General features: G+C 59.7%; 17 protein-coding genes and 1 pseudogene. 12 read left to right on the forward strand and 6 right to left on the reverse strand.

The annotated features are described in order from the left end of the window. Positions 1 to 238: 238 nt before the first annotated feature. The 5 genes from NKH37_RS08060 to NKH37_RS08080 all read left to right on the forward strand — a co-directional run bounded on the left by NKH37_RS08060 (position 239) and on the right by NKH37_RS08080 (position 5,307). Positions 239 to 1,225, forward strand: a complete 987-nt coding sequence (locus NKH37_RS08060) for a methyltransferase (RefSeq protein WP_353007182.1) — start codon at positions 239 to 241, stop codon at positions 1,223 to 1,225. Positions 1,226 to 1,633: 408 nt separating this feature from the next. Next, the gene (locus NKH37_RS08065) at positions 1,634 to 2,011 is read left to right on the forward strand and encodes a VanZ family protein (protein ID WP_245278716.1); all 378 of its coding nucleotides are present in this window, start codon (positions 1,634 to 1,636) and stop codon (positions 2,009 to 2,011) included. A gap of 144 nt (positions 2,012 to 2,155) precedes the next feature. After that, positions 2,156 to 2,521 (forward strand): hypothetical protein, encoded by a 366-nt coding sequence (locus tag NKH37_RS08070; protein ID WP_023721803.1) that lies wholly within the window; start codon positions 2,156 to 2,158, stop codon positions 2,519 to 2,521. Between the two features lie 591 nt (positions 2,522 to 3,112). Further along, positions 3,113 to 3,829 carry a pentapeptide repeat-containing protein gene (locus NKH37_RS08075; protein ID WP_353040917.1) on the forward strand — a complete coding sequence of 239 codons (717 nt, stop codon included), beginning with the start codon at positions 3,113 to 3,115 and terminating at the stop codon, positions 3,827 to 3,829. Positions 3,830 to 3,999: 170 nt separating this feature from the next. Then, complete coding sequence (locus tag NKH37_RS08080; protein WP_353007186.1) at positions 4,000 to 5,307, forward strand: NRAMP family divalent metal transporter; 1,308 nt, start codon at positions 4,000 to 4,002, stop codon at positions 5,305 to 5,307. On the opposite strand, the gene NKH37_RS08085 is transcribed toward NKH37_RS08080, so the two are convergent. Together NKH37_RS08085 and NKH37_RS08090 are read right to left on the reverse strand one after the other, a co-directional pair. Then, positions 5,300 to 5,740 carry a hypothetical protein gene (locus NKH37_RS08085; RefSeq protein WP_353040958.1) on the reverse strand — a complete coding sequence of 147 codons (441 nt, stop codon included), beginning with the start codon at positions 5,738 to 5,740 and terminating at the stop codon, positions 5,300 to 5,302. The two genes, NKH37_RS08080 and NKH37_RS08085, sit on opposite strands and share 8 nt — an antisense overlap. A 299-nt stretch (positions 5,741 to 6,039) precedes the next feature. Beyond that, complete coding sequence (locus NKH37_RS08090) at positions 6,040 to 6,927, reverse strand: enolase C-terminal domain-like protein (RefSeq protein ID WP_352588847.1); 888 nt, start codon at positions 6,925 to 6,927, stop codon at positions 6,040 to 6,042. Positions 6,928 to 6,930: 3 nt separating this feature from the next. Here NKH37_RS08090 and NKH37_RS08095 point away from each other — a divergent pair, with 3 nt between their 5' ends. From NKH37_RS08095 to NKH37_RS08115, 5 genes are all read left to right on the forward strand, one after another. Continuing rightward, on the forward strand, positions 6,931 to 7,950 hold the full coding sequence (locus NKH37_RS08095; RefSeq protein WP_352849011.1) for a GntR family transcriptional regulator: 1,020 nt from the start codon (positions 6,931 to 6,933) through the stop codon (positions 7,948 to 7,950). Between the two features lie 107 nt (positions 7,951 to 8,057). Then, positions 8,058 to 9,296: an extracellular solute-binding protein gene (locus NKH37_RS08100; RefSeq protein ID WP_023718523.1), complete on the forward strand. Its 1,239-nt coding sequence runs from the start codon at positions 8,058 to 8,060 to the stop codon at positions 9,294 to 9,296. A 129-nt stretch (positions 9,297 to 9,425) separates the two neighbouring features. After that, positions 9,426 to 10,289 carry a carbohydrate ABC transporter permease gene (locus NKH37_RS08105; protein ID WP_245278558.1) on the forward strand — a complete coding sequence of 288 codons (864 nt, stop codon included), beginning with the start codon at positions 9,426 to 9,428 and terminating at the stop codon, positions 10,287 to 10,289. Beyond that, the gene (locus NKH37_RS08110; protein ID WP_352484910.1) at positions 10,282 to 11,127 is read left to right on the forward strand and encodes a carbohydrate ABC transporter permease; all 846 of its coding nucleotides are present in this window, start codon (positions 10,282 to 10,284) and stop codon (positions 11,125 to 11,127) included. Before NKH37_RS08105 ends, NKH37_RS08110 begins: the two co-directional genes overlap by 8 nt. Before the next feature lie 9 nt (positions 11,128 to 11,136). Next, the gene (locus tag NKH37_RS08115; protein ID WP_352484911.1) at positions 11,137 to 12,216 is read left to right on the forward strand and encodes an ABC transporter ATP-binding protein; all 1,080 of its coding nucleotides are present in this window, start codon (positions 11,137 to 11,139) and stop codon (positions 12,214 to 12,216) included. 126 nt (positions 12,217 to 12,342) lie between these two features. Here the strand turns inward: NKH37_RS08115 and NKH37_RS08120 are convergent, their stop codons facing one another. From NKH37_RS08120 to NKH37_RS08130, 3 genes are read right to left on the reverse strand one after another with little or no spacing between them, the layout of a single operon-like run. After that, a complete protein-coding gene (locus tag NKH37_RS08120) occupies positions 12,343 to 13,164 on the reverse strand; it encodes an alpha/beta hydrolase (protein WP_502895978.1) in 822 nt (273 codons plus the stop codon). 11 nt (positions 13,165 to 13,175) lie between these two features. Further along, a complete protein-coding gene (locus NKH37_RS08125) occupies positions 13,176 to 14,663 on the reverse strand; it encodes an NAD-dependent succinate-semialdehyde dehydrogenase (protein ID WP_352791942.1) in 1,488 nt (495 codons plus the stop codon). 17 nt (positions 14,664 to 14,680) lie between these two features. Further along, positions 14,681 to 15,904, reverse strand: a complete 1,224-nt coding sequence (locus NKH37_RS08130; RefSeq protein ID WP_352484915.1) for an iron-containing alcohol dehydrogenase — start codon at positions 15,902 to 15,904, stop codon at positions 14,681 to 14,683. A 338-nt stretch (positions 15,905 to 16,242) separates the two neighbouring features. Between NKH37_RS08130 and NKH37_RS08135 the strand changes: the two genes are divergently transcribed. Together NKH37_RS08135 and NKH37_RS08140 are read left to right on the forward strand one after the other, a co-directional pair. Continuing rightward, positions 16,243 to 16,935, forward strand: a complete 693-nt coding sequence (locus tag NKH37_RS08135; RefSeq protein ID WP_352484920.1) for a GntR family transcriptional regulator — start codon at positions 16,243 to 16,245, stop codon at positions 16,933 to 16,935. 127 nt (positions 16,936 to 17,062) lie between these two features. Next, a complete protein-coding gene (locus NKH37_RS08140) occupies positions 17,063 to 17,656 on the forward strand; it encodes a DJ-1/PfpI family protein (protein ID WP_023718517.1) in 594 nt (197 codons plus the stop codon). 129 nt (positions 17,657 to 17,785) lie between these two features. Here the strand turns inward: NKH37_RS08140 and NKH37_RS08145 are convergent. Continuing rightward, a pseudogene (locus tag NKH37_RS08145) lies at positions 17,786 to 18,697 on the reverse strand (GntR family transcriptional regulator). Between the last annotated feature and the right edge of the window lie 151 nt (positions 18,698 to 18,848).

Raw genomic sequence — 18,848 nt, forward strand, 5'->3', positions numbered from 1 at the left:
TAAGCAGCGGCGCGGGTATGATCTTTCACAAACCCGCGCACCGGGTACAGCCCAACCCAATTCCACGCCACTGGCGTGGTGCAATGCCTGATAGACCGGTCGTGCTGTAGAGTGCGGCGTGTTTTTCACGGTCGGTCGCACAACTCTTCAGCTTGGATAGGTGAGGACAGCGCCGCCTCGGTCCAATCCGATCTTCCGAGCCTCAAACTCGGTCCTGGATTGCGCAAGGAGATGTGGCATGGTTGGTTCTGATCGGATCGACAACCTGATCGCAGCGGTGCCCCCCGCCTTGGCGCTTCGCGCCGGGCTGGACCTCGGCATCTTCACCCGGCTCGGCGGCAGCGCGGTGACTGCCGACAGCCTTGGGGCCGCGCTCAAAGTCGAGCCCGATCGTCTGTCGCGGCTCCTCTACGCGCTCGCCAGCATCGGTCTCCTCGAAGTCAACGATGGTCAATTTCGCAACGGAGCCGAAGCGTCAGCCTTCCTCGACGCGTCCAAACCGACCTACCGCGGCGGCGATCATGCGCTCCTGCGCGAGCTCTGGGGAGCCGACCTGCTGACCGCAGAGTCGCTGCGACAGAACCGGCCGGCTGCGCTGCACGACTTTTCCGAAGCGGGGCCCGAGGCCGCGGCGGCCTTCAGCCGCCTGCTCGCACCGGGCGGGGTGATTTTCGGCCGACATCTGGCCCGGGAGATGGACCTCTCTGCGATCGGTTCGGTGATCGACATCGGCGGGGGCTCCGGGACCATTCTCGTCGGACTTCGCGAGCGGCGGCCGCAGATTGCGGCGACGCTGATGGAACTCCCAACGGTGGCAGCGGTCGCGCCAGATATCCTGTCAGAATACGGTGCCGACGACGTGGTTGTCGAAGAGGGGGACATAACTGTCGCACCATCGATCGGTCGGCACGACCTGGCGATCCTGAAGGCCGTCGTCCAGGTGCCTCCGCCGGACCAGGCGCGCAGTTCGATCCTGAACGCGGCACGTTGCCTCACACCCGGAGGCGAGATCGCAATTGCGGGGTGGGGTGTCGTCGATGACGACCGCCTCGGCCCGCCTGAGGGTGTCTTTCTGAATGTCACTTTCTTGAACCTCTATCGCCACGGCGAATCGTACACTGAAGGTCAGTATCGCGCGTGGATGACCGAGGCTGGATTCCGGGATATTTCGAGGTCGCGCCTGGCGGACGGCTCCACGCTCTTTCGTGCGCGCCTCACGGGCTGACCGTGGCTGAATCGTTGATTTTCGGACGCAGGGATCTCCGAGGCGCCCCGCGACTTGATTGCGGTTGCGGCTGTCTTGTCGCTGCTGCCGCCCGAGCAGCTCGTTTTGGTTTTTCCGCTGCAGCTCTTGCTGGCGCGGCCGCCGTTGGTGAACAACCGGGTGGCCGGTTCGGTACGCGCAGCAAACTCCCCCTCCGATTGCTGCATTGGTCGGTGGCACCGATCGCAGCCCGCTTCTGACGCCCGCCCTGATACTGCCGTATTAAACGCAGAAGCCTACCGAGATTCCAATTTACCTTTTTCCCAGCCATCTGCGGCAATGGACTCTGTTCCCCAATGTGCCGCCACGTGCGGATGGCTATGTTCGAAGTAGCGGCGTCCTAGGTTCGGATAAAAGGAGTGGCCTGATTTGTTGCGTGCGAGACCTTTTCCCATCGTGGCAAGGATTGCTTTTCTGGTCACACTGGCCGGTGTCCTCGTGCTCGCGCTCTCACCGGTGTGGCTTTTGCAGAATTTTGGTTTCGGGTTCACCTCTCACGATGACAAGCTCAATCACGCCGCAGCGTTCGTCGTGTTGACGGCTATCGGCAGTCTTGGTTGGCCAGAGCACAGAGCAAGGCTGATAGTTTTTCTCGCCCTTACTGGCGGCGCGATCGAGATACTGCAGGGCATGCAAATAATAAGTCGCGACATGGATATCTTCGACTGGTTTGCCGATTGTGTCGGCATCGCGTGCGGGCTCGCGATTGCAAGCTGGACAAAGAAATTAGCTGACGGCTTCTCCTAGAGGTCGCATCCTGGCAAGTACGGGCTGGCCGCGTAAAGTACTTGCGCGGTGAATAGGATTTGCGGCACGCTTCGCTAAAGGATTTCGGCGAGGAGAATGGGATGGCCGTAGCTAAGAAGGACTCGGAGTCCCGGAACTAGACGCATGAAATACGTCATCGCCTCGCTGTTCGGCGCCTTGCTGCTGTTCGGTTTCATCGCGTTGGCTGGCGCTGGCCACGGGTGGATCGCGGGCGCGTTGAGTTGCCTGCCATTAGCTGCGGTCTCGTTTGCCGCTTGGCTCAACGCACTGCGCACTATACCTTCACTCCATATCGCTAACGGATTGCTTGTTACCGCATGCGTCGTGCTCGTAGGTACGGCGTATGGAACGCTATCAGAAGGCGCACGGTACTTCCTTGATTATTGGCACCTGCAAGGTCCCCTGGCCGGGCCGGTTATCGCCCTCATCTATTTCAACTGGGTCTTCGCTTGCGGGCTCACGTGGTGGCGTCGCCGCGCAGAGACTTAGCTTTGCATCGCCCTCCCGGGAACCCGCTAGAGAGGACCGACGAGCAAGAAGACCATCGCTCGGCAATCGCAAGCTCCGCTTCCGTCCTCGCCTCTCTTTCTGGGTCCATATTGTCGGCGGCGATGAGCCGTCGCGGGGATTGCATGATTTCGCCTCGCGTCCATCCGGCCCAAGCAGGCAACCTACGATGGCTTGGAATCCCGGCCCCATGGCCTCCTGGCAGTATCTCGCGATCGGCACGCCGTGTCGTCTTGGCGGCGTGATCATCCTCGCTCCCTAGAGATACGCTTAGCCGGCACGCTACTCGATGATCTTCACAACCACGTTTTCACGGCTTGCTTCTGCGCGCGCGTAGTCGATGCTAGCGTTATAGTCCGCTTTCGGGCTGGCGATTCTTTCAGGGCGCTCTGCTGGACCGGCGATATGGGGAGGCGCTCGCAAATCGCGCCCTACGCGCGGGTTGATCGGTTGATCAACATCAAATCGTGAATATGAGAAATGCGCTAACTGTGACCGCGGTGGTCACCGTGGCTCGTGTGTCAGCAGATGTGGTAAGGTTGAGTGTCGGCGAGTAGCAGAGGTCCAGCAACAATGACTTTGAGGCGAATCAGAGCTTACGGCGCATCCGGCTTGGTTCTAGCGCTTTGCACTGTGTTTGCTTGGCAGAACGCCACTGCCGCTCAAAATTGCGACGCAGCCGCGACGCCTGGCGTCAATTGGCAAGAGTGTGACAAGAAGCTTCTCATCCTAGAAGGACAGGACCTGAGCGGGGCGAACCTGTTCGGTGTTGATTTCACTTCGACCGACCTCAGGAACAGCAATCTCGTTGCCGCAAATCTTGAGAAGGCAACGCTTGTGCGTGCTTCCCTGGCCGACTCGACCGCCAAAGGCGCCCGGTTCGACAGAATCGAGGCCTACAGGACCGACTTCAGCCGTATGGACGCGCAGGGCGCTGTGTTTGCGAGCGCGGAAATGCAGCGCTCGAATTTCCAGGACGCCAATCTGACCAATGTTGATTTCACAAAGGCAGAATTGGGGCGTGCGCAGTTCCATGACGCCGATATCAGCGGCAGCCGCTTCTCGTTTGCCAATCTCGCACGGGCGGACTTCCGAGGAGCGACGTTCACCGCGCCGGTAGACTTTGACCGCGCTTTTTTGTTTCTGACCCGTATCGAGGGCCTCGACCTTTCCAATTCGGTGGGTCTGTCCCAGTGGCAGCTCAACATGGCTTGCGGAGACGCCCGGACCGAGTTGACTTCTGGCTTGACGAGGCCTGAAGATTGGCCCTGTCAATTCCAGCAGGAATAGTTGTCGCAAACGAACTGCGGCAATGCTGCACCCGACAGGATTCGAACCTGTAACTTCTGCCTTCGGAGGGCGGAGATCCTCCGCCAAAGTGGCACGTTTCTACGGTATTGGTATTGGCGAAATCGCGGCAGCTACTGGTGCTGCTGGCTTTGCTCTGTGGACCCGACGCAATGGATGAGCTGGCGGCTTCCAAGAAAAATCGACCGAGTTCATCTGTCTCTCCCGTGAAGAAGACGATCCTCCGCAGACTGGGGCCGGGCCTCATCACTGGCGCGTCGGACGATGATCCATCCGGGATCGGCACCTATAGCCAGGCGGGGGCCCAACTCGGGTTCGCAATCGGATGGACGATGCTGCTGACCTATCCTCTGATGGTCGCGATTCAGGAAATCAGTGCGCGCATCGGAAGGACCACCGGCCACGGCATCGCAGGCAATCTATGCCGCCACTATCCGAATTGGCTTCTACAGTCCATCGTAACTCTTCTGTTCATCGCAAATACCGTCAACATCGGCGCCGATCTCAGCGCCATGGCCGATGCGACGAAGCTTCTAATCGGCGGCCCGACCGTTCTCTATGTCGTCCTGTTCGCAGCCATTTGCGTAATTGGAATCGTTTTCGTGAACTACGATCGCTACGCGCTCATCTTGAAATGGATGACGTTGAGCCTGTTCTCGTATGTCGCTGTCGTGTTTGCTGTGCAAGTTCCCTGGGCCGAAGCACTGGGTGGCGTGCTGGTCCCGCGAATTGTCTGGAGCAACGAGTTCTTCACTACGCTTCTCGCTATCTTCGGCACGACGATTTCGCCCTATCTCTTCTTCTGGCAGGCGTCAGAGGAGGCCGAAGAGGTCCACGCAAATCATCGCAGAAAATCGTTGTTGAGGGCTCCACGTCAGGCGGTCGACGCGTTCTCGCGAATACGCGCCGACACTCTCATAGGCATGGCATTCTCCAACGTCATCGCGCTGGCGATCATCTTCGCGACCGCGGCGACCTTGAACAAAGCCGGCATCACCGACGTCGAGACATCCGCTCAGGCGGCCGAGGCGCTGCGGCCGATCGTCGGCGATTTTGCCTTTGCTATCTTCGCTTTCGGCATCGTCGGGACAGGGTTGCTGGCGGTACCAATCCTGGCCGGCGCGGCGGCTTACGCCATTGGCGAGGCGAGACGATGGCCCGTGGGGTTGTCGCGCAGACCTGAGGAGGCTGTGGCGTTTTACAGCACTCTTGCCGCGGCCACGGGGCTCGGAGCAGCGATCACGTTCGGTCCAATCGATCCGATCAAGGCGCTGTATTGGACAGCCGTCGTCAACGGTGTCGTCGCCGTTCCGGTCATGACGGTCATGATGATAATGACAGCCCAGCCAAAGGTCATGGGCGACTTCACCGTCAAGGGCTGGCTGCGCTGGCTGGGATGGGCCTCCACGATCGCTATGGCGATGTGCATGGTCGGAATGCTCATGAGCTGGTTCATGTGACAGCCAATTGATCACCCGCCGCAGTTCGTATGGCGGTGGAAACCAGGCCGGAAGCTATCTTCGACACTCTATCAAGGTCTCGACGCCCTAGACTATCGCGCTGCCGAAACCGCAGGCTCGGGGCCGAGCCGTCCCACAACAGCTTCAACCGGCATTGGTTGCGGGTTGTCGCCGATTGCTGGACGTTACCTCGAAACGCGCGGGTGCTCTTCAGATCGGGGCGGTCGAGGCGCCGAAGGCTCAGATGACCGATGCCGACGTCGGGATTGCGGCAGACCACACGGACGAGAAACTGGGCTCGAACTCGGTTAACCAGCCGCGACCGCGGCGAGGAGCGTCCGGCGGGCTTGGCGAGGACGCCGAACGCGGCGGAAGACCAGCGGGTCGGCGCAGTATTGAGGTCGCACACGTTCAGTTCCTTCTTGAGAAACATAATTCCAGCACCGAGGAACCCGATCCCGGACCCGCGCGGCAGGACGATGCCCAAATTAATTGGCAGCCTGTTCGATCGAAATCATGGAATGTTCCTGAGAAGACAGCCCTGCGAACTCGCTCACGCCGGGTTCTCGAGGTCGAATTGCTTCGACGGCTCGTCGTAGCCGAACAACTCCGCGTAGCGCCCCAGGAGATGATCGCGCGCATCGTGTCGGCACGTTCTTCGGACATGTGGTCTTCGAGGTGGCGTGAATTGTGCCATGCATCGCCAACTCCCAAGCTGGCTCGGTCATTCACTCACTTGCCAGGGAGGCGTGCATTTTCTGGCGCGGTACCCAGTTCCGACCGTATCAGGCGCCTTGGTCTCATCCATTCGCCGCGCGCTCTTTCGGACAGTACCAATCCATGGCCAGGTCGATCGGGCGCATAGACGTAGCCGTCCCGGATTTCGATGGGCTGTTCCACCAGATGATCGAAGTTCTGAAACGAATATTCCAGCCATTCGACTTCCGGCAGCGCGACCGCCATGTGCACGCCGATCTCCAGAAAGGTGTTGCCGATGCTGACCGGGATGCCGAGCTCGGCGGCCAGCCAACCAATGTGCATAACATCGGTGACTTGACCGTGGACATTCAGGATGTCGGCTGCGTGGGCTTCCAGAAGAAGCCGTTTGCCTTGAAGATCCAGATACTCGCCGCTGTTGATCTGAGTCCATGTCATTGCCTGCCTGAGCATTCTCAATCCTTCGTGGTCGTGACGCAGGATTGGATCCTCGACCCAGAGAAGATCGTGGCCGGCATCGCGGATCGCCACCAATTTCATTAGCGCTTCCTTCGAGGTCCACGCCTCGTTCGGGTCGATCATGATTTCCGAGCCTGCCGGCACGCAGGTTTTCAACAGCTCCAGGCGCCGCAGATCGCGATCGAAATCCGGGTGGCCGACCTTGATCTTGAAAGCGGAATAGCCAAGCGACGCCGCGTGGGAAAACAAGGAGACGAAAGCATCGTCGTCGAGGTGAAAATCGAGGCCACTGGCGTAGGCTTTCACACGGTTGCGACGACTGCCGAGCAGCACGTGAAGGGGTAGGCCAGCTTCCTTTGCCGCAAGATCCCAAAGCGCCACCTGGATCGCTTCATGAAAAGGCAGGGAGTACGCCCGCTGATTGCCACCGCGCGGGCGGTTCACACGATGAACCAGCGCGATCGCCTTATGTCCTTTCAGCCCCGGCCAAACCTCGTTTTCGAAAACGGTCTCAATCTCAGTCTGGTCGGGCAGGGGATTGAAGAGCGTCTGGATGAAGCCCAGTCCCACTTCACCACTTTTCGAAACGAGTTCCAGCGCAGCGACGTTTACATCGTCGGCTCGAACCTGACTGTCCCCGATTACCCGGTCGCGGGCGAACTGAAATCGGGTTATACGAAAATGCGAAAGGCTCATCACAGGGGCTTTCTGATCGTTTATGACAACGCACTGATCTATCAGCTAAGATGTCTCAGTACCGAATCAATGGAGGTGCCGCAAGTGGCGGGCAAAGCAAAAGCCATCTCTCATACCCTGGTGGCGGCCACCCGTATGAGCGATGTTGCCTACGAACGAATTCTGGAACGCTTGTTCGACAGGCGCGTTCCGGTCGGGGCATTCGTTTCGCAGAGCGAACTGTCCGCGATCGTTGACGTGCCCGTCGCTCCGCTTCGTGACGCTCTGCGCAAGCTCGAGGCGGAAGGAATTCTCACCATCCATCCACGCTCCGGAATCCAGTTCATAAAACCTGGCATGGAGCTCACGCGCGCCACCTACCAATTCCGCGCCATCATAGAGCGATCGGCAATTCGGGTCTTTGCCGAGCAGGGCGATGAAGCCGTCATGAATGCCTTGGAAATGCGGCACTCCCGGCTGGTCCGGCGCATCGAACGGGAGGGTGTGGGAAAGGAGCAACTGGAGGAGATGGATGCGCTGGAGGGAGAGCTGCATGGCGCAATCATCGGCGCGCTGCGCAATCCCTTGATCGATAGCACCTATCGGCGCATGCACAATTATCTACGTCTGTTGCGGCTGGACAGCAAACTCACCTCGCCAATCATGATCCGGACACTGAAGGAACACCTCGACATCCTTGAGGCTTGCAGCACCAGGAATGCCGACGCTGCCGAAGCAAAGCTGCAGTCCCATTTCCAGGCGGCCATGCAGCGGAACCTTGGTCTGGTCTGACACGTCGTTGCTTGCCTCTCCGGCGCGGTTGCACGGCTTGGGAAATGATGTTACCCAACACTCCAACTGATCGATCAGTCTGCTGATCTGATATCTTGGAGGTTCGCATGCGGTTGAACAAAAGGCAGTTTCTCGTGGGTTCGGCGGCCCTCGCGATGGCAGGGCGCATTGGTGGTGCCCGTGCCGCGAGTGCCATCAGTTACTGGCACCACTTCACCAGTCAGTCGGAAATGGCCAGCTTACTCAAGATCATCGGATTGTTTCAGGCGGCCAATGCAGATGTGGCGGTGACCCAGGAAAACATCCCGAACTCGGAATATATGGCCAAGGTTTCATCGGCCGTGCTGGCCGGCGGGCGTCCCGATACCGCCATGGTGATCGCCGAGCGCTTCGCCGATCTTACCGCGATGGAGGGATTGATCGATCTTACCGAGCGCGTGAATGGGTGGGAGGGCAAGGCGAACTTTCCCGACAACCGCTGGACCGGGCTTTCAAGCAATGGCGTCATTTATGCGGTTCCCGCCTTCGCCTTCGTTGACTGGATGTACTACCGCGCAGACTATTTCGAGGAAGCTGGACTGGCGGGGCCACCCCGAAATTTCGACGAATTCCTTCAGGCATCCCGCAAACTGACCAATCCTTCGAAGGGCAGGTATGCCTTCGGCATGCGCGCCGGCGCCGGCGGTTTCAAATATGTCATCGATGTCATGGAGGCGTTCGGCTCGCCGATCGTCAAGGATGGGCAGCCGGCCATCGAGAGGGCCGCGGCGATTGAGGCGATAACGTTCTATTCCGATCTCTTCCTGAAGGAAAAGGTCGTGCCGCCGAGCGCGCCCCACGACAGCTACCGTCAGATCATGGAAGCCTTCCGCACCGGGCAGACTGCGATGGTGTGGCATCATACCGGTTCGCTGAACGAAATCTCGAGTGCGATGAAGCAGGGCGAACAATTCTCGACCGCGCCGATGCCGGCCGGTCCGAAGGCGCATGTCGCTCGCGTCGCGTACGCCGGCAACGGCGTCATGAAGGAAGACAATATCGAGGCTGCCTGGCGGTGGGTGAGCTTCTGGGGCCAAACGGACGCTGCCCTGGCCCTGCTCGAGGGGACCGGCTATTTTCCGGCCTCCGCCGCTGCGCTGCAGGATCAGCGGATCACCGGCAATCCGATCTATAATGCGGCGACGGAAACGCTCAAGTTCGGACGCCTGCCGAACAATTTCGTCGGCGCCGCGGGCTGGTCCGAAAATGTCGTCAATCCCGCTTTCCAGTCGGTGCTGACGGGTCAGTCGACGCCGGAACAGGCAGTAGACCGCATGATCCAGGGCCTGGAGGCGGCGCTCCGCTGATCCCCGGACGTGCAGCCGTGCTCAGAACGCAACGGGACGGTGCTTTCGCATCGCAGATTCATGATAATAAGCTCGAGCAGATATCTGCCTATGCGGGCTCTCGGCGAACTATCCGAGACCCGATACTGGATGTATTTGCTGCTCCTTCCCAGCCTCGCCCTTATCCTTCTCGTGATCGCCTATCCGACGCTTTACGGCATGGCAATCAGCTTTCGCGAGATGCGTCTGACGCGTCCCGGGTTGGATGGCTGGGTCGGCTTCAAACATTATCTAGCGATGTGGTCAGACCCGGTATTCTGGATCGCATTGAAGAACACCGTCGTGTGGGTTGCTGCCGCGGTCGTGCTGGAACTATCGCTTGGTCTGCTCGCCGCGACAGCTCTCAACAGGGATTTGCCGGGCACGAAAATCTTCGCCGTGCTCATCCTGCTTCCCTACTTCCTGCCCAATGTCGTAGCGGGCCATATGTGGGCCTTGCTGCTCGATCCGCGGCTCGGAGTCATCAACGATCTTCTTGTCCGGCTAGGCGTCCTGCAGGCCTACAAGGCATGGTTTGCTGATCCCAATACTGCGCTTGCGGCGACCATTCTCGTCGAGGCCTGGCATGGGTTTCCATTCTTCGCGCTGCTGCTGCTCGCGGGCCTGAAGGGTATTCCCGAGGATCTCTACAGGGCAGCGGCGGTCGACGGCGCAGGCCTGGCGGCGCAGCTCAGGCTGATCACCTTGCCCATGCTCAAGACCGTCATCGCGGCGGCAGTGATCCTGCGCGTCATCGGTCTGGTCAATTCGCCCGATCTGCTCCTCATTCTCACCGGTGGCGGACCGGGAGATGCCACGCAAGTGCTGTCGTTGTACGCCTTTCAGACTGCCTACAAGGAGTTCAATTTCGGCTACGCATCCGCCCTGTCGGTGGTGATGTTCGTGACCCTGATGATCTTCGCGGCCGGGTATATCCGCATCTCCAGGATTACCAAAGGACAGGGCGATGATTGAAAGCAAGCGTCACCGGCGGATGATCGCGAACATCGCCACCTACATCGTGCTCGCAAGCCTGACGGTGTTCTGCATCGGTCCGATGATCTGGATGTTCCTGACATCCCTCAAATATGAGGCCGACATTGTCACCCAGACGATGCAGTACCTCCCGAGCCGCGTTACCTTCGACAATTATGTCGCCATCTGGACGCAGTCGGGTTTCCCACGGCTTATAGGCAACAGCCTCGTCGTTACCTTGCTGACGGTGACGATCTGCGTCGTCACGGGCACGCTTGCCGCCTATGCATTTTCTCGCTTCGCGTTTCGAGGCCGAGATCAGCTCATGCTCGGCTATCTTGTCGTTCGCATGTTTCCCGCAGTCATGATGATCATTCCCCTTTATGTTGTTATGCGCGGTGTGGGGCTCGTCGACAGCCGTTTCGGCCTAGCGCTTGCCTATACGAGTTTCCTGCTGCCGCTGTTCGTGTGGATGCTCAAGGGGTTCTTCGATTCGGCACCTAAGGAACTCGAGAGCGCGGCTCGCATCGACGGCTCGACAAGGCTTGGCGCCATGGTCCGTATTGTCATGCCCCTTGCGCGGAACGGCCTGGTCGCAAGTTCGGTGTTCATTGCCATCGCGGCCTGGAATGAGTTCCTGTTCGCCCTGATGCTCACGACGGGGCAGGGGTCTCGCACCTGGCCCGTGGGCCTGCAACTGATGGTCGGAGAGTTCCAGCTTCCTTGGGGCGTTCTGGCGGCAGGCGGCATTCTCAGCATCATCCCTGTCATCGTTCTCTTCGCGATTGTCCAGCGAACCATGGTCCAGGGGCTGACTGCAGGCGCCATCAAAGGTTAGGAGTTTCGCATGGCGACACTTTCCATCAGGGACGTGCGCAAGTCCTATGGCTCCGTACAGGTTCTTCACGGGGTCGACATCGAGCTCGAGGACGGAGGCTTTCTGGTTCTGCTCGGGCCGTCCGGATGCGGCAAGTCGACCTTGCTCAACATGATTGCCGGCCTCGACGACACGTCCAGCGGTGACATCCTGATCGGTGGACGCTCGGTCCTCGACCTTGCGCCCAAGGACCGCAATATCGCGATGGTGTTCCAATCCTACGCGCTTTATCCCACCATGTCGGTCGCGAGGAATATCGGCTTCGGATTGGAAATGCGTGGCGTGGGCGCCGACCAGCGCACGCGTGCCGTGGAAGATGCCGCGCGAATGTTGCAAATCTCCCATCTGCTCGATCGACGCCCCGCCAACCTTTCGGGCGGACAGCGGCAGCGCGTTGCGATGGGCCGCGCGATCGTGCGCGACCCGGAGCTGTTCCTCTTCGACGAGCCATTGTCCAATCTCGATGCCAAGCTTCGCGTGGAAATGCGCACGGAGATCAAGCGCCTGCACGAGCGTCTCGGCACGAGCATCGTCTATGTCACGCATGATCAGATCGAGGCGATGACGCTGGGCACCAAGGTGGCCGTCATGAAAAGCGGCTACATCCAGCAATTGGGCGATCCGCGCACCATCTATGAACGGCCCGCCAATATGTTCGTGGCAAGTTTCATCGGATCTCCGGCAATGAACTTCCTTGCCGGACGACTGGTCCCGGATTCGGAGGGTGTCCGGTTTCAAGCGAGCGGTGTATCGATCGTGTTGCCGACGCGGAACCGGCAGGTGGGCTCTGAGCGACCGGTGATGTTGGGCATACGGCCTGAAGAGCTGAGAACCGTTGCGGAGAATCGAGCTTCGATCATTGGGGAGATCGACGTGGTAGAGCCCACCGGGCCTGAAACCATGGTGACTGTGCAGGTCGGCGAGAACGCGATCATCGCGCGCCTGCCGCCGAGGTTTGCCGGCCGGCGCAAAGAGCCAATATTTCTTGCCGTCGATCCGGCGAGCGTCAACCTGTTCGATCCGGATAGCGAGCAGCGCATCGACATTTAGGACGTGGATACCAGCGGCTGGACGCAGTGGCGCAGGGATCCGCGATGTCGCCTCGAACTCATCCGGAGCGAATGCGGACCGCTTGCGGTCAAGCTGCGCTGGGTGAGCGGTATCTCGGCAGGGTAGTCAGCGGGCCTTGGCGATCAGTTCTGTCAGGCAATCAGCAGCCTCCGTCCCTGGCACGCCAAGATCTCTGACACTGTCCATGTGGTTGCGGTTCGGGAGCACATGCGACGTTACCAACGATCCCTGCCGCACCAAGCTTGCTTTGAATCGATCGGCTTGCTGATGGAAGGGTGGCGTCTCATTGGCTCCGACCAGAACCGCCGCCCTGGTTTGAGGATCATGCCGACAGGCGAGCGGCGTAAACATGGCGACTTCCTCGTCGGTTATTCCAATCTCGTCGGCGAGAAAGGAATCCTGGAGCGGTTTCAAATCGTAGAGCCCGCTCAGCAGAAGGGCTGCCCTCACATTCGAGGGGGTATGCTCGCCGTCGAACAGAAACGTTGCAAGATGTGCTCCAGCCGAATGACCACTGACAGTCAGGGCCGCCGGGTTTCCGCCATGATCGGCGATGTTGGCCAGGATCCACTGCTTGGCGCGGCGCACCTGGTCGACGATCGTCGCCATTCGGACCTTGGGCATCAGAGCATAATCAAGGATGACGGCAATGGCCCCGGCCTGGGTAATCGTCGTCGCGACATATGAATAGTCGCGCTTGGAGAACATTCTCCAGTAGCCGCCATGGACAAAGATGTGCACCGGCAGCGCCGTTCTTTTCCCCGGGGGAAAGAACAGATCCATGGTTTCGGTCGGATCCGGTCCGCAGGCCACGTCCGCGGTCATCGCAATGGTGGCGCGGGCGGCCTCGCTGCGGCCAACGAAGTCCTGCACGATTTCGTCAAAATCCGCGACGTGGTCGCGGATGCGAAAGGGATCGTCTTGCATGCTTTCTCCGCTCACATGCTGATGGCGAGGTATTTCGCCTCCATGAACTCGGCAATGCCGTGATGCTGCCCTCCCTCGCGGCCGAGCCCACTCTGCTTAACGCCGCCGAAGGGGGCCGCCGGATCGGACATCAGCCCCCGGTTGACAGCGATCATCCCGGCCTCGATCCGGGAGGCCACCCGCATGCCGCGCGCCAGATCGCGCGTGTAGATGTAGGCAGCAAGCCCATATTCGGTGTCATTGGCGCGTGTGATGACCTCAGCCTCGGTGTCGAAGCTCGAGATCGGCGCCACGGGCCCGAATATCTCCTCATGCGCCATCTTTGCGTCGCCTGGCACGTCGCGAAGCACTGTAGGAGGGTAGAAGAAACCAGTTCCGGACAGGACTGAGCCGCCGCACATGACCCGCGCGCCGCGTGCGACCGCGTCGATGACAAGGCGATCTATCTTCTCGACCGCCTTTTTCGTGATCATGGGTCCGCATTCCGTGTCCGGGTCGGTGCCAGGGCCGACCTTGAGCGACGACATCCGCTTCTTGAGGCCGTCCGAGAAGGCTTCGTAAATGCCAGATTGCACGTAGAGGCGGTTGGCGGCCGTACAGGCCTCACCGGCGTTACGCATCTTGGCTACCATTGCGCCATCGAGCGCCGCTTCGAGATCAGCGTCGTCGAACACAATGAACGGTGCGTTGCCGCCGAGTTCCATCGAACACGAAACCACATGCCTGGCAGCCTCTGCCAGCAGAGCGCGACCCACACCCGTCGAACCGGTGAAGGAGAGCTTGCGCACTCGCGGGTCGGCCAGCATGGCGGCTGTCAAAGGGCCGGGACTGGAGGTCGTCAGGACGTTGACCACCCCCGGTGGCACGCCTGCGTCCTGATAGAGCGCGGCCAGCGCGTAGGCGGTAAGCGGGGTCTCGCTGGCTGGCTTCAAGATCACCGTGCATCCAGCGGCAAGTGCTGGCGCGATCTTGCGGGTCGCCATCGCGGCAGGAAAATTCCAAGGCGTGATCAGGACGCAGATACCGATCGGTTCGTAGTCGACCACGATGCGATTGGTGCCGGAAGGCGCAATACCGAATTCGCCAGTAATGCGAACGGCCTCCTCGGCATTCCAACGGAAAAATTCCGCGGCATAAGCGATCTCGCCGCGGGCATCCCGCAGAGCCTTGCCGTTTTCCAATGCGATGAGAGTCGCGAGCGCCTCTGATCGTTCCGTCATCAGTTCAAAGCAGCGTCTGAGGATCTCGGAACGCTTTCGCGGCGACGTTGTCCGCCAGCCATGGGCTGCCTTGGCAGCGGCGTCAACGGCAGCGGCCGCGTCGTTCACGGTCGCATCGGGCACAGCGGCGATGACAGCCTCGGTCGAAGGATCGACGACCGGAATCACCCTGCCATCCGCGGACTGGCGCCATTGGCCGCCAATATACAGCCCGTGCGAGATTGTGTGGAAGTCGCTGATTCCCTGATCATCCGACAGAACCTGTGAAAACGTGTTCATCTCGATATTCCCGATTGTTACATGATGCTGGCGAGGTCGCCATCAAAGGCGGCCTGGACCAGGCGTCGCATGGACCCCAAGTCGAATGGACGCGGATTGTTCTTGATGAGGCGCTCGATACCAATCGCTTGTTCGGCCGTCCAATCGAGCTTATCGGCGGGCAGCCCCAGTTCGGCCAACGAGGGGGTGATCCCGATTGCCCCAAACAGCCGACTGACCTCGCCAATGGTCGCGTCGGCCAACTCTTCGGGCGTACAGCCCTTTGCATCGAGGCAGAGCGCGTCGGCGATCTCGGCCATCTCGGTCGCTGCGGCTGTTTTGTTGTACTTCATGACGTATGGCAGCATGGTGGCGACACCCAGTCCGTGAGGGGTGTGGGTTATCGCGCCAACCGGGTATTGCACGGCGTGCGCTGCCGCTGTGCCGGCCGTTCCGAACGCACAGCCGGCGGCCAGTGCACCCATCATCACGTCGGCCCGGGCGTCCTCGTCAGAGGGCTGGCGGTATGCCGTTTCAAGGCTTCGGCCAAGCAGCTTGATCGCCAGCAGGGCGAAATGATCGGTCAAAGCGGTTTTGCCGATAAAGACATGTTTCTGCGGAAGGCCGGGATCGGTCCCCCGCCTGACGGCGGTGAAGGCCTCGATTGCATGCGTCAGCGCATCGGCGCCTGCGATCGCCGTCAATGCCGGCGGGCATGTCATCGTCAGTTCAGGGTCGCAGATGGCCGCGGCCGCGATCAGATATGGGCTGGAGATGCCGACCTTCAGGGTGCGATCCGGATCGGAGATTACGGCGACCGGGGTCACTTCAGAGCCCGTGCCGGCTGTCGTCGGCACCGCGATCAGCGGCAGCGTCGGGCCGGGCACCTTGAACTCGCCGTAGTAATCCTGGAGCTGACCGCCGTGAGTGATGAGCAACGCGGCGCATTTGGCCATATCGAGACAACTGCCGCCGCCAATGCCGATCACCATGTCGGGCGCGAACCTCCGTGCTTCCTCGACGCAGACGGCAACGGTGTCCCGGGGAACGTCGGGTAGCACGCGGTCATGCACCAGTACGTCTATCGAGCTGGCTCGCAGCGCCGCGACGATCTCTCCAAACGGGCCCGTTGCGGCAAAACGTTCATCGGTGCAGACGAGCACGCGACGCCCGAGCCTGGCCGCGACAACCGGAATGACGTGGCGTTGGCCCTTCCCGAAGAGGATTTCGCGCGGCAGCCTTATGGCAGCGAAAAGGCTCATTATCTGCATCCTGTGATGATGTCTGGATTGGAATGCGAAAGGCCGTTCAACTCGGCCCAAAGGCTGGGTTTGACGTCAAACCCCACTTGCAGCACGCTTGCGTTCCGACGCGTTGAACCATCGCCCGGAGCGCTGACGGTCCGTTCAGGCTCGGACGGTGAGGAAGCCCGGCCCGCGGAGTCGGCCCGCTGCTCCAGCAGGGCCACCGCAAGTACGATTGCTTTGTCTTGAAACAGCCTCAAATTATATCCTCTATAAAATCGTATAGGATATAGGATTGCATTGGCCGAAGCATCGTGTTAGCAACTCAATGTGTCAAGGGGCAAAAAATGCAGGCCATGAACTTACCCAGTCTAGATGAACCGAACCTCGCCGGCGGGCGTATCCAGCGCTCCAGCAGCCTGGTTGAGGACGTCTACGAAGCGATTTTTGCGCAACTCATGTCGCTGAAGATTGCGCCGGGCTCGCGCATCACGGTCGACAGTCTGGTCAAGGAATTCAACGTCTCCCACACGCCGATCCGCGAGGCGCTCGGCCGGCTCGAAGGCGAAGGCCTGGTGCTGAAGACGCATCTGATCGGTTACCGCGCTGCGCCGCAGATCACGAAACGACGGTTTGACGAGCTCTACGAGCTTCGCCTGCTGCTCGAGCCTCATGGCGCGGCCAAGGCAGCCGCGCTCATGGACGAGGTAAAGCTCGCACAGCTTCAGGAATCGGCGGGCGTCATGGCGCGCCGTGAAGGCAAGGACGAGCGTCTGAGGTATTCCAACTTCGCCCGCCAGGATGCCATTTTCCATGACAAGGTCATGGAATTCGCCAACAACGAACTCGTGCGCGAGACGCTGGCGCACCAGCATACCCACTTCCACATATTTCGCCTGATGTTCCATTCGCGCGTCACCGAGGAGGCGCTCGACGAGCATGAGGCCATTCTGGCCGCTTTCGCTGCGGCCGATCCTGCCGCTGCCGAGCAGGCGATGCGTCGCCATATCGAGCATTCCCGCGACCGTTTGTTGCTGGCGTTCGACTGAGACTGTCCCGATGTCTTTGATCACAGGCCAGTGCCAAGGATACTTCCCCGATTCACCCTTCTAGAAAGTCAAACCCACCGGGCGAGTACAGGTCTCGCCCGGCCGTTGTCACAGGAAAGGTACGACCATGCCAGGCAAAAAGATCCTAATGCTGACCGGTGAATTCACCGAGGAATACGAAATCTTCGTCTACCAGCAGGCGATGGAAGCGGTGGGCCACACGGTTCACGTTGTGTGCCCAGACAAAAGCGCCGGAGACCTGATCAAAACATCGCTGCACGATTTCGAGGGCGATCAGACCTACACCGAAAAGCTCGGCCACTATGCGCTGATCAACAAGACCTTTTCCGACGCTGAGAAGCAGCTGGAGCAATACCACGCTGTGTACTGCGCCGGCGGTCGTGGGCCCGAATACATCCGCACCGACAAGCGCGTGCAGGCGATGGTGCGCCACTTCCACGAAACCAAAAAGCCGATTTTCACGATCTGCCACGGCGTGCAGATCCTGATTGCGGTAGACGGCGTCGTGCGTGGCAAGAAGGTCGGCGCACTGGCGGCATGCGAGCCCGAAGTGACGCTTGCGGGCGGCACCTATATCGACCTGTCTCCAACGGAGGCATATGTCGACGGCACGATGGTTTCAGCCAAGGGCTGGACGGCGCTTGCAGCGTTTATCCGCGAGTGCCTGAACGTGCTTGGGACAGAAATCCGCCACGCGTAGACCTTCTTCCGACGCGTCTCAAAGGGGTGCGTCGGTTCCCTTTCTGGAAGGGCATTGTCACCGCAATTCGGCTTCGGATCATAAACGCCCGCATCGCGCTGTTTGCCCCCCAGGTTCAAAGCTCTTTCGTTATGCATTGATGCTCGTTTCATCAAATCCCGTAAGCGAACGCATCAGTGTTTCCCTTGCTGAAGCCAGATGCGCTCGGCAGGCTACCTCAATCCGAGTGGCGTTGCGGCTCTCAAGCGCATCGATATAGGCAATGTGTTCGTGGATTGCGGCAAGGTTGCGCTGCTTTTCGTCCTGCTTGTTCCACTGATAGTGGTAGTGAAAAATGAACGTGATGATGTCGTAGAAGTCATCGATGAAGCGGTTCGGTGATGCCTCGTTTATAAGCCGGTGGAACCGGTTATCCAGGCCGGAGAAGTCGTGAAAGCGGCTCTCAATTCGCTCCAGCAGGTCGGCATGCGCCATCTTGAGCGCGGCGAGTTTCGACCATAGCGGAGAGCTGTTCGGCTGCAGTGAAAACAGTTGTGCCGAACGCAGTTCAAACATCACCCGGATCTCGAAGAGCTCAAGTGCAAAGTCTTCAGTGAAACCCTTGAAAAGCCAGCCTGTATTCGGCCTTTTCTCGATCAGTCCAAACCGGCTGAAGCGGATCAGGAATTCGCGAATTCCATTGGTCGCAACACCGAATTGCCGTGCAAGCTCAAGCTCATTGATGCTGGTTCCGGGCCTGGTGTCACCCCGCAGCATCCACTCCATGAACTGCTGTTCGACATGTTTGGCGCGAGGCGTAGTTTCGGCGTCCGGATAGTAGTCGTTGTCGTCGACCGCGCGGCCGTCGCTCTGAGGCCGTGGCGTTCGGTGACAAGTTCGCGGTTAACAAGTTCTCGCAAAACCTTTCGGACGGTTGTGCGGCTGACGCACATTCGCCGTCTAAGCTCATTTTCGGAAGGAAGTTCGCCGGCCAATTGTCCGTCGCGCAGCATATTTGCAGCTCGATTGAAGGGCCTTCTTGTAGACGGTGTCCGTTCTCATCGGATTTTCCTTTGGAACAATACCTTGTCCTTTTTAGCATGAACTTTATCCATAAAAAACAACTTGACCCGACCCTGCTGGTTGTTTTTTATCGATAAGAAGAGGCACGAATTGAGTTTTTGACGACGCGGCTCGCACAAGCTGCGGCGGG

Origin of the sequence: Mesorhizobium sp. M1217, from assembly GCF_040318275.1 — a bacterium.
Taxonomy (GTDB): domain Bacteria; phylum Pseudomonadota; class Alphaproteobacteria; order Rhizobiales; family Rhizobiaceae; genus Mesorhizobium.

What these genes read in the sequence shown, in the direction of transcription:
- NKH37_RS08060 (WP_353007182.1), top strand. Translation starts at nt 239, where the DNA reads ATGGTTGGTTCTGATCGGATCGACAACCTGATCGCAGCGGTGCCCCCC.
- NKH37_RS08070 (WP_023721803.1), top strand. Translation starts at nt 2,156, where the DNA reads ATGAAATACGTCATCGCCTCGCTGTTCGGCGCCTTGCTGCTGTTCGGT.
- NKH37_RS08075 (WP_353040917.1), top strand. Translation starts at nt 3,113, where the DNA reads ATGACTTTGAGGCGAATCAGAGCTTACGGCGCATCCGGCTTGGTTCTA.
- NKH37_RS08080 (WP_353007186.1), top strand. Translation starts at nt 4,000, where the DNA reads ATGGATGAGCTGGCGGCTTCCAAGAAAAATCGACCGAGTTCATCTGTC.
- NKH37_RS08085 (WP_353040958.1), bottom strand. Translation starts at nt 5,740, where the DNA reads ATGTTTCTCAAGAAGGAACTGAACGTGTGCGACCTCAATACTGCGCCG.
- NKH37_RS08095 (WP_352849011.1), top strand. Translation starts at nt 6,931, where the DNA reads ATGAACCAGCGCGATCGCCTTATGTCCTTTCAGCCCCGGCCAAACCTC.
- NKH37_RS08100 (WP_023718523.1), top strand. Translation starts at nt 8,058, where the DNA reads ATGCGGTTGAACAAAAGGCAGTTTCTCGTGGGTTCGGCGGCCCTCGCG.
- NKH37_RS08105 (WP_245278558.1), top strand. Translation starts at nt 9,426, where the DNA reads ATGTATTTGCTGCTCCTTCCCAGCCTCGCCCTTATCCTTCTCGTGATC.
- NKH37_RS08110 (WP_352484910.1), top strand. Translation starts at nt 10,282, where the DNA reads ATGATTGAAAGCAAGCGTCACCGGCGGATGATCGCGAACATCGCCACC.
- NKH37_RS08115 (WP_352484911.1), top strand. Translation starts at nt 11,137, where the DNA reads ATGGCGACACTTTCCATCAGGGACGTGCGCAAGTCCTATGGCTCCGTA.
- NKH37_RS08120 (WP_502895978.1), bottom strand. Translation starts at nt 13,164, where the DNA reads ATGCAAGACGATCCCTTTCGCATCCGCGACCACGTCGCGGATTTTGAC.
- NKH37_RS08125 (WP_352791942.1), bottom strand. Translation starts at nt 14,663, where the DNA reads ATGAACACGTTTTCACAGGTTCTGTCGGATGATCAGGGAATCAGCGAC.
- NKH37_RS08130 (WP_352484915.1), bottom strand. Translation starts at nt 15,904, where the DNA reads ATGAGCCTTTTCGCTGCCATAAGGCTGCCGCGCGAAATCCTCTTCGGG.
- NKH37_RS08135 (WP_352484920.1), top strand. Translation starts at nt 16,243, where the DNA reads ATGAACTTACCCAGTCTAGATGAACCGAACCTCGCCGGCGGGCGTATC.
- NKH37_RS08140 (WP_023718517.1), top strand. Translation starts at nt 17,063, where the DNA reads ATGCCAGGCAAAAAGATCCTAATGCTGACCGGTGAATTCACCGAGGAA.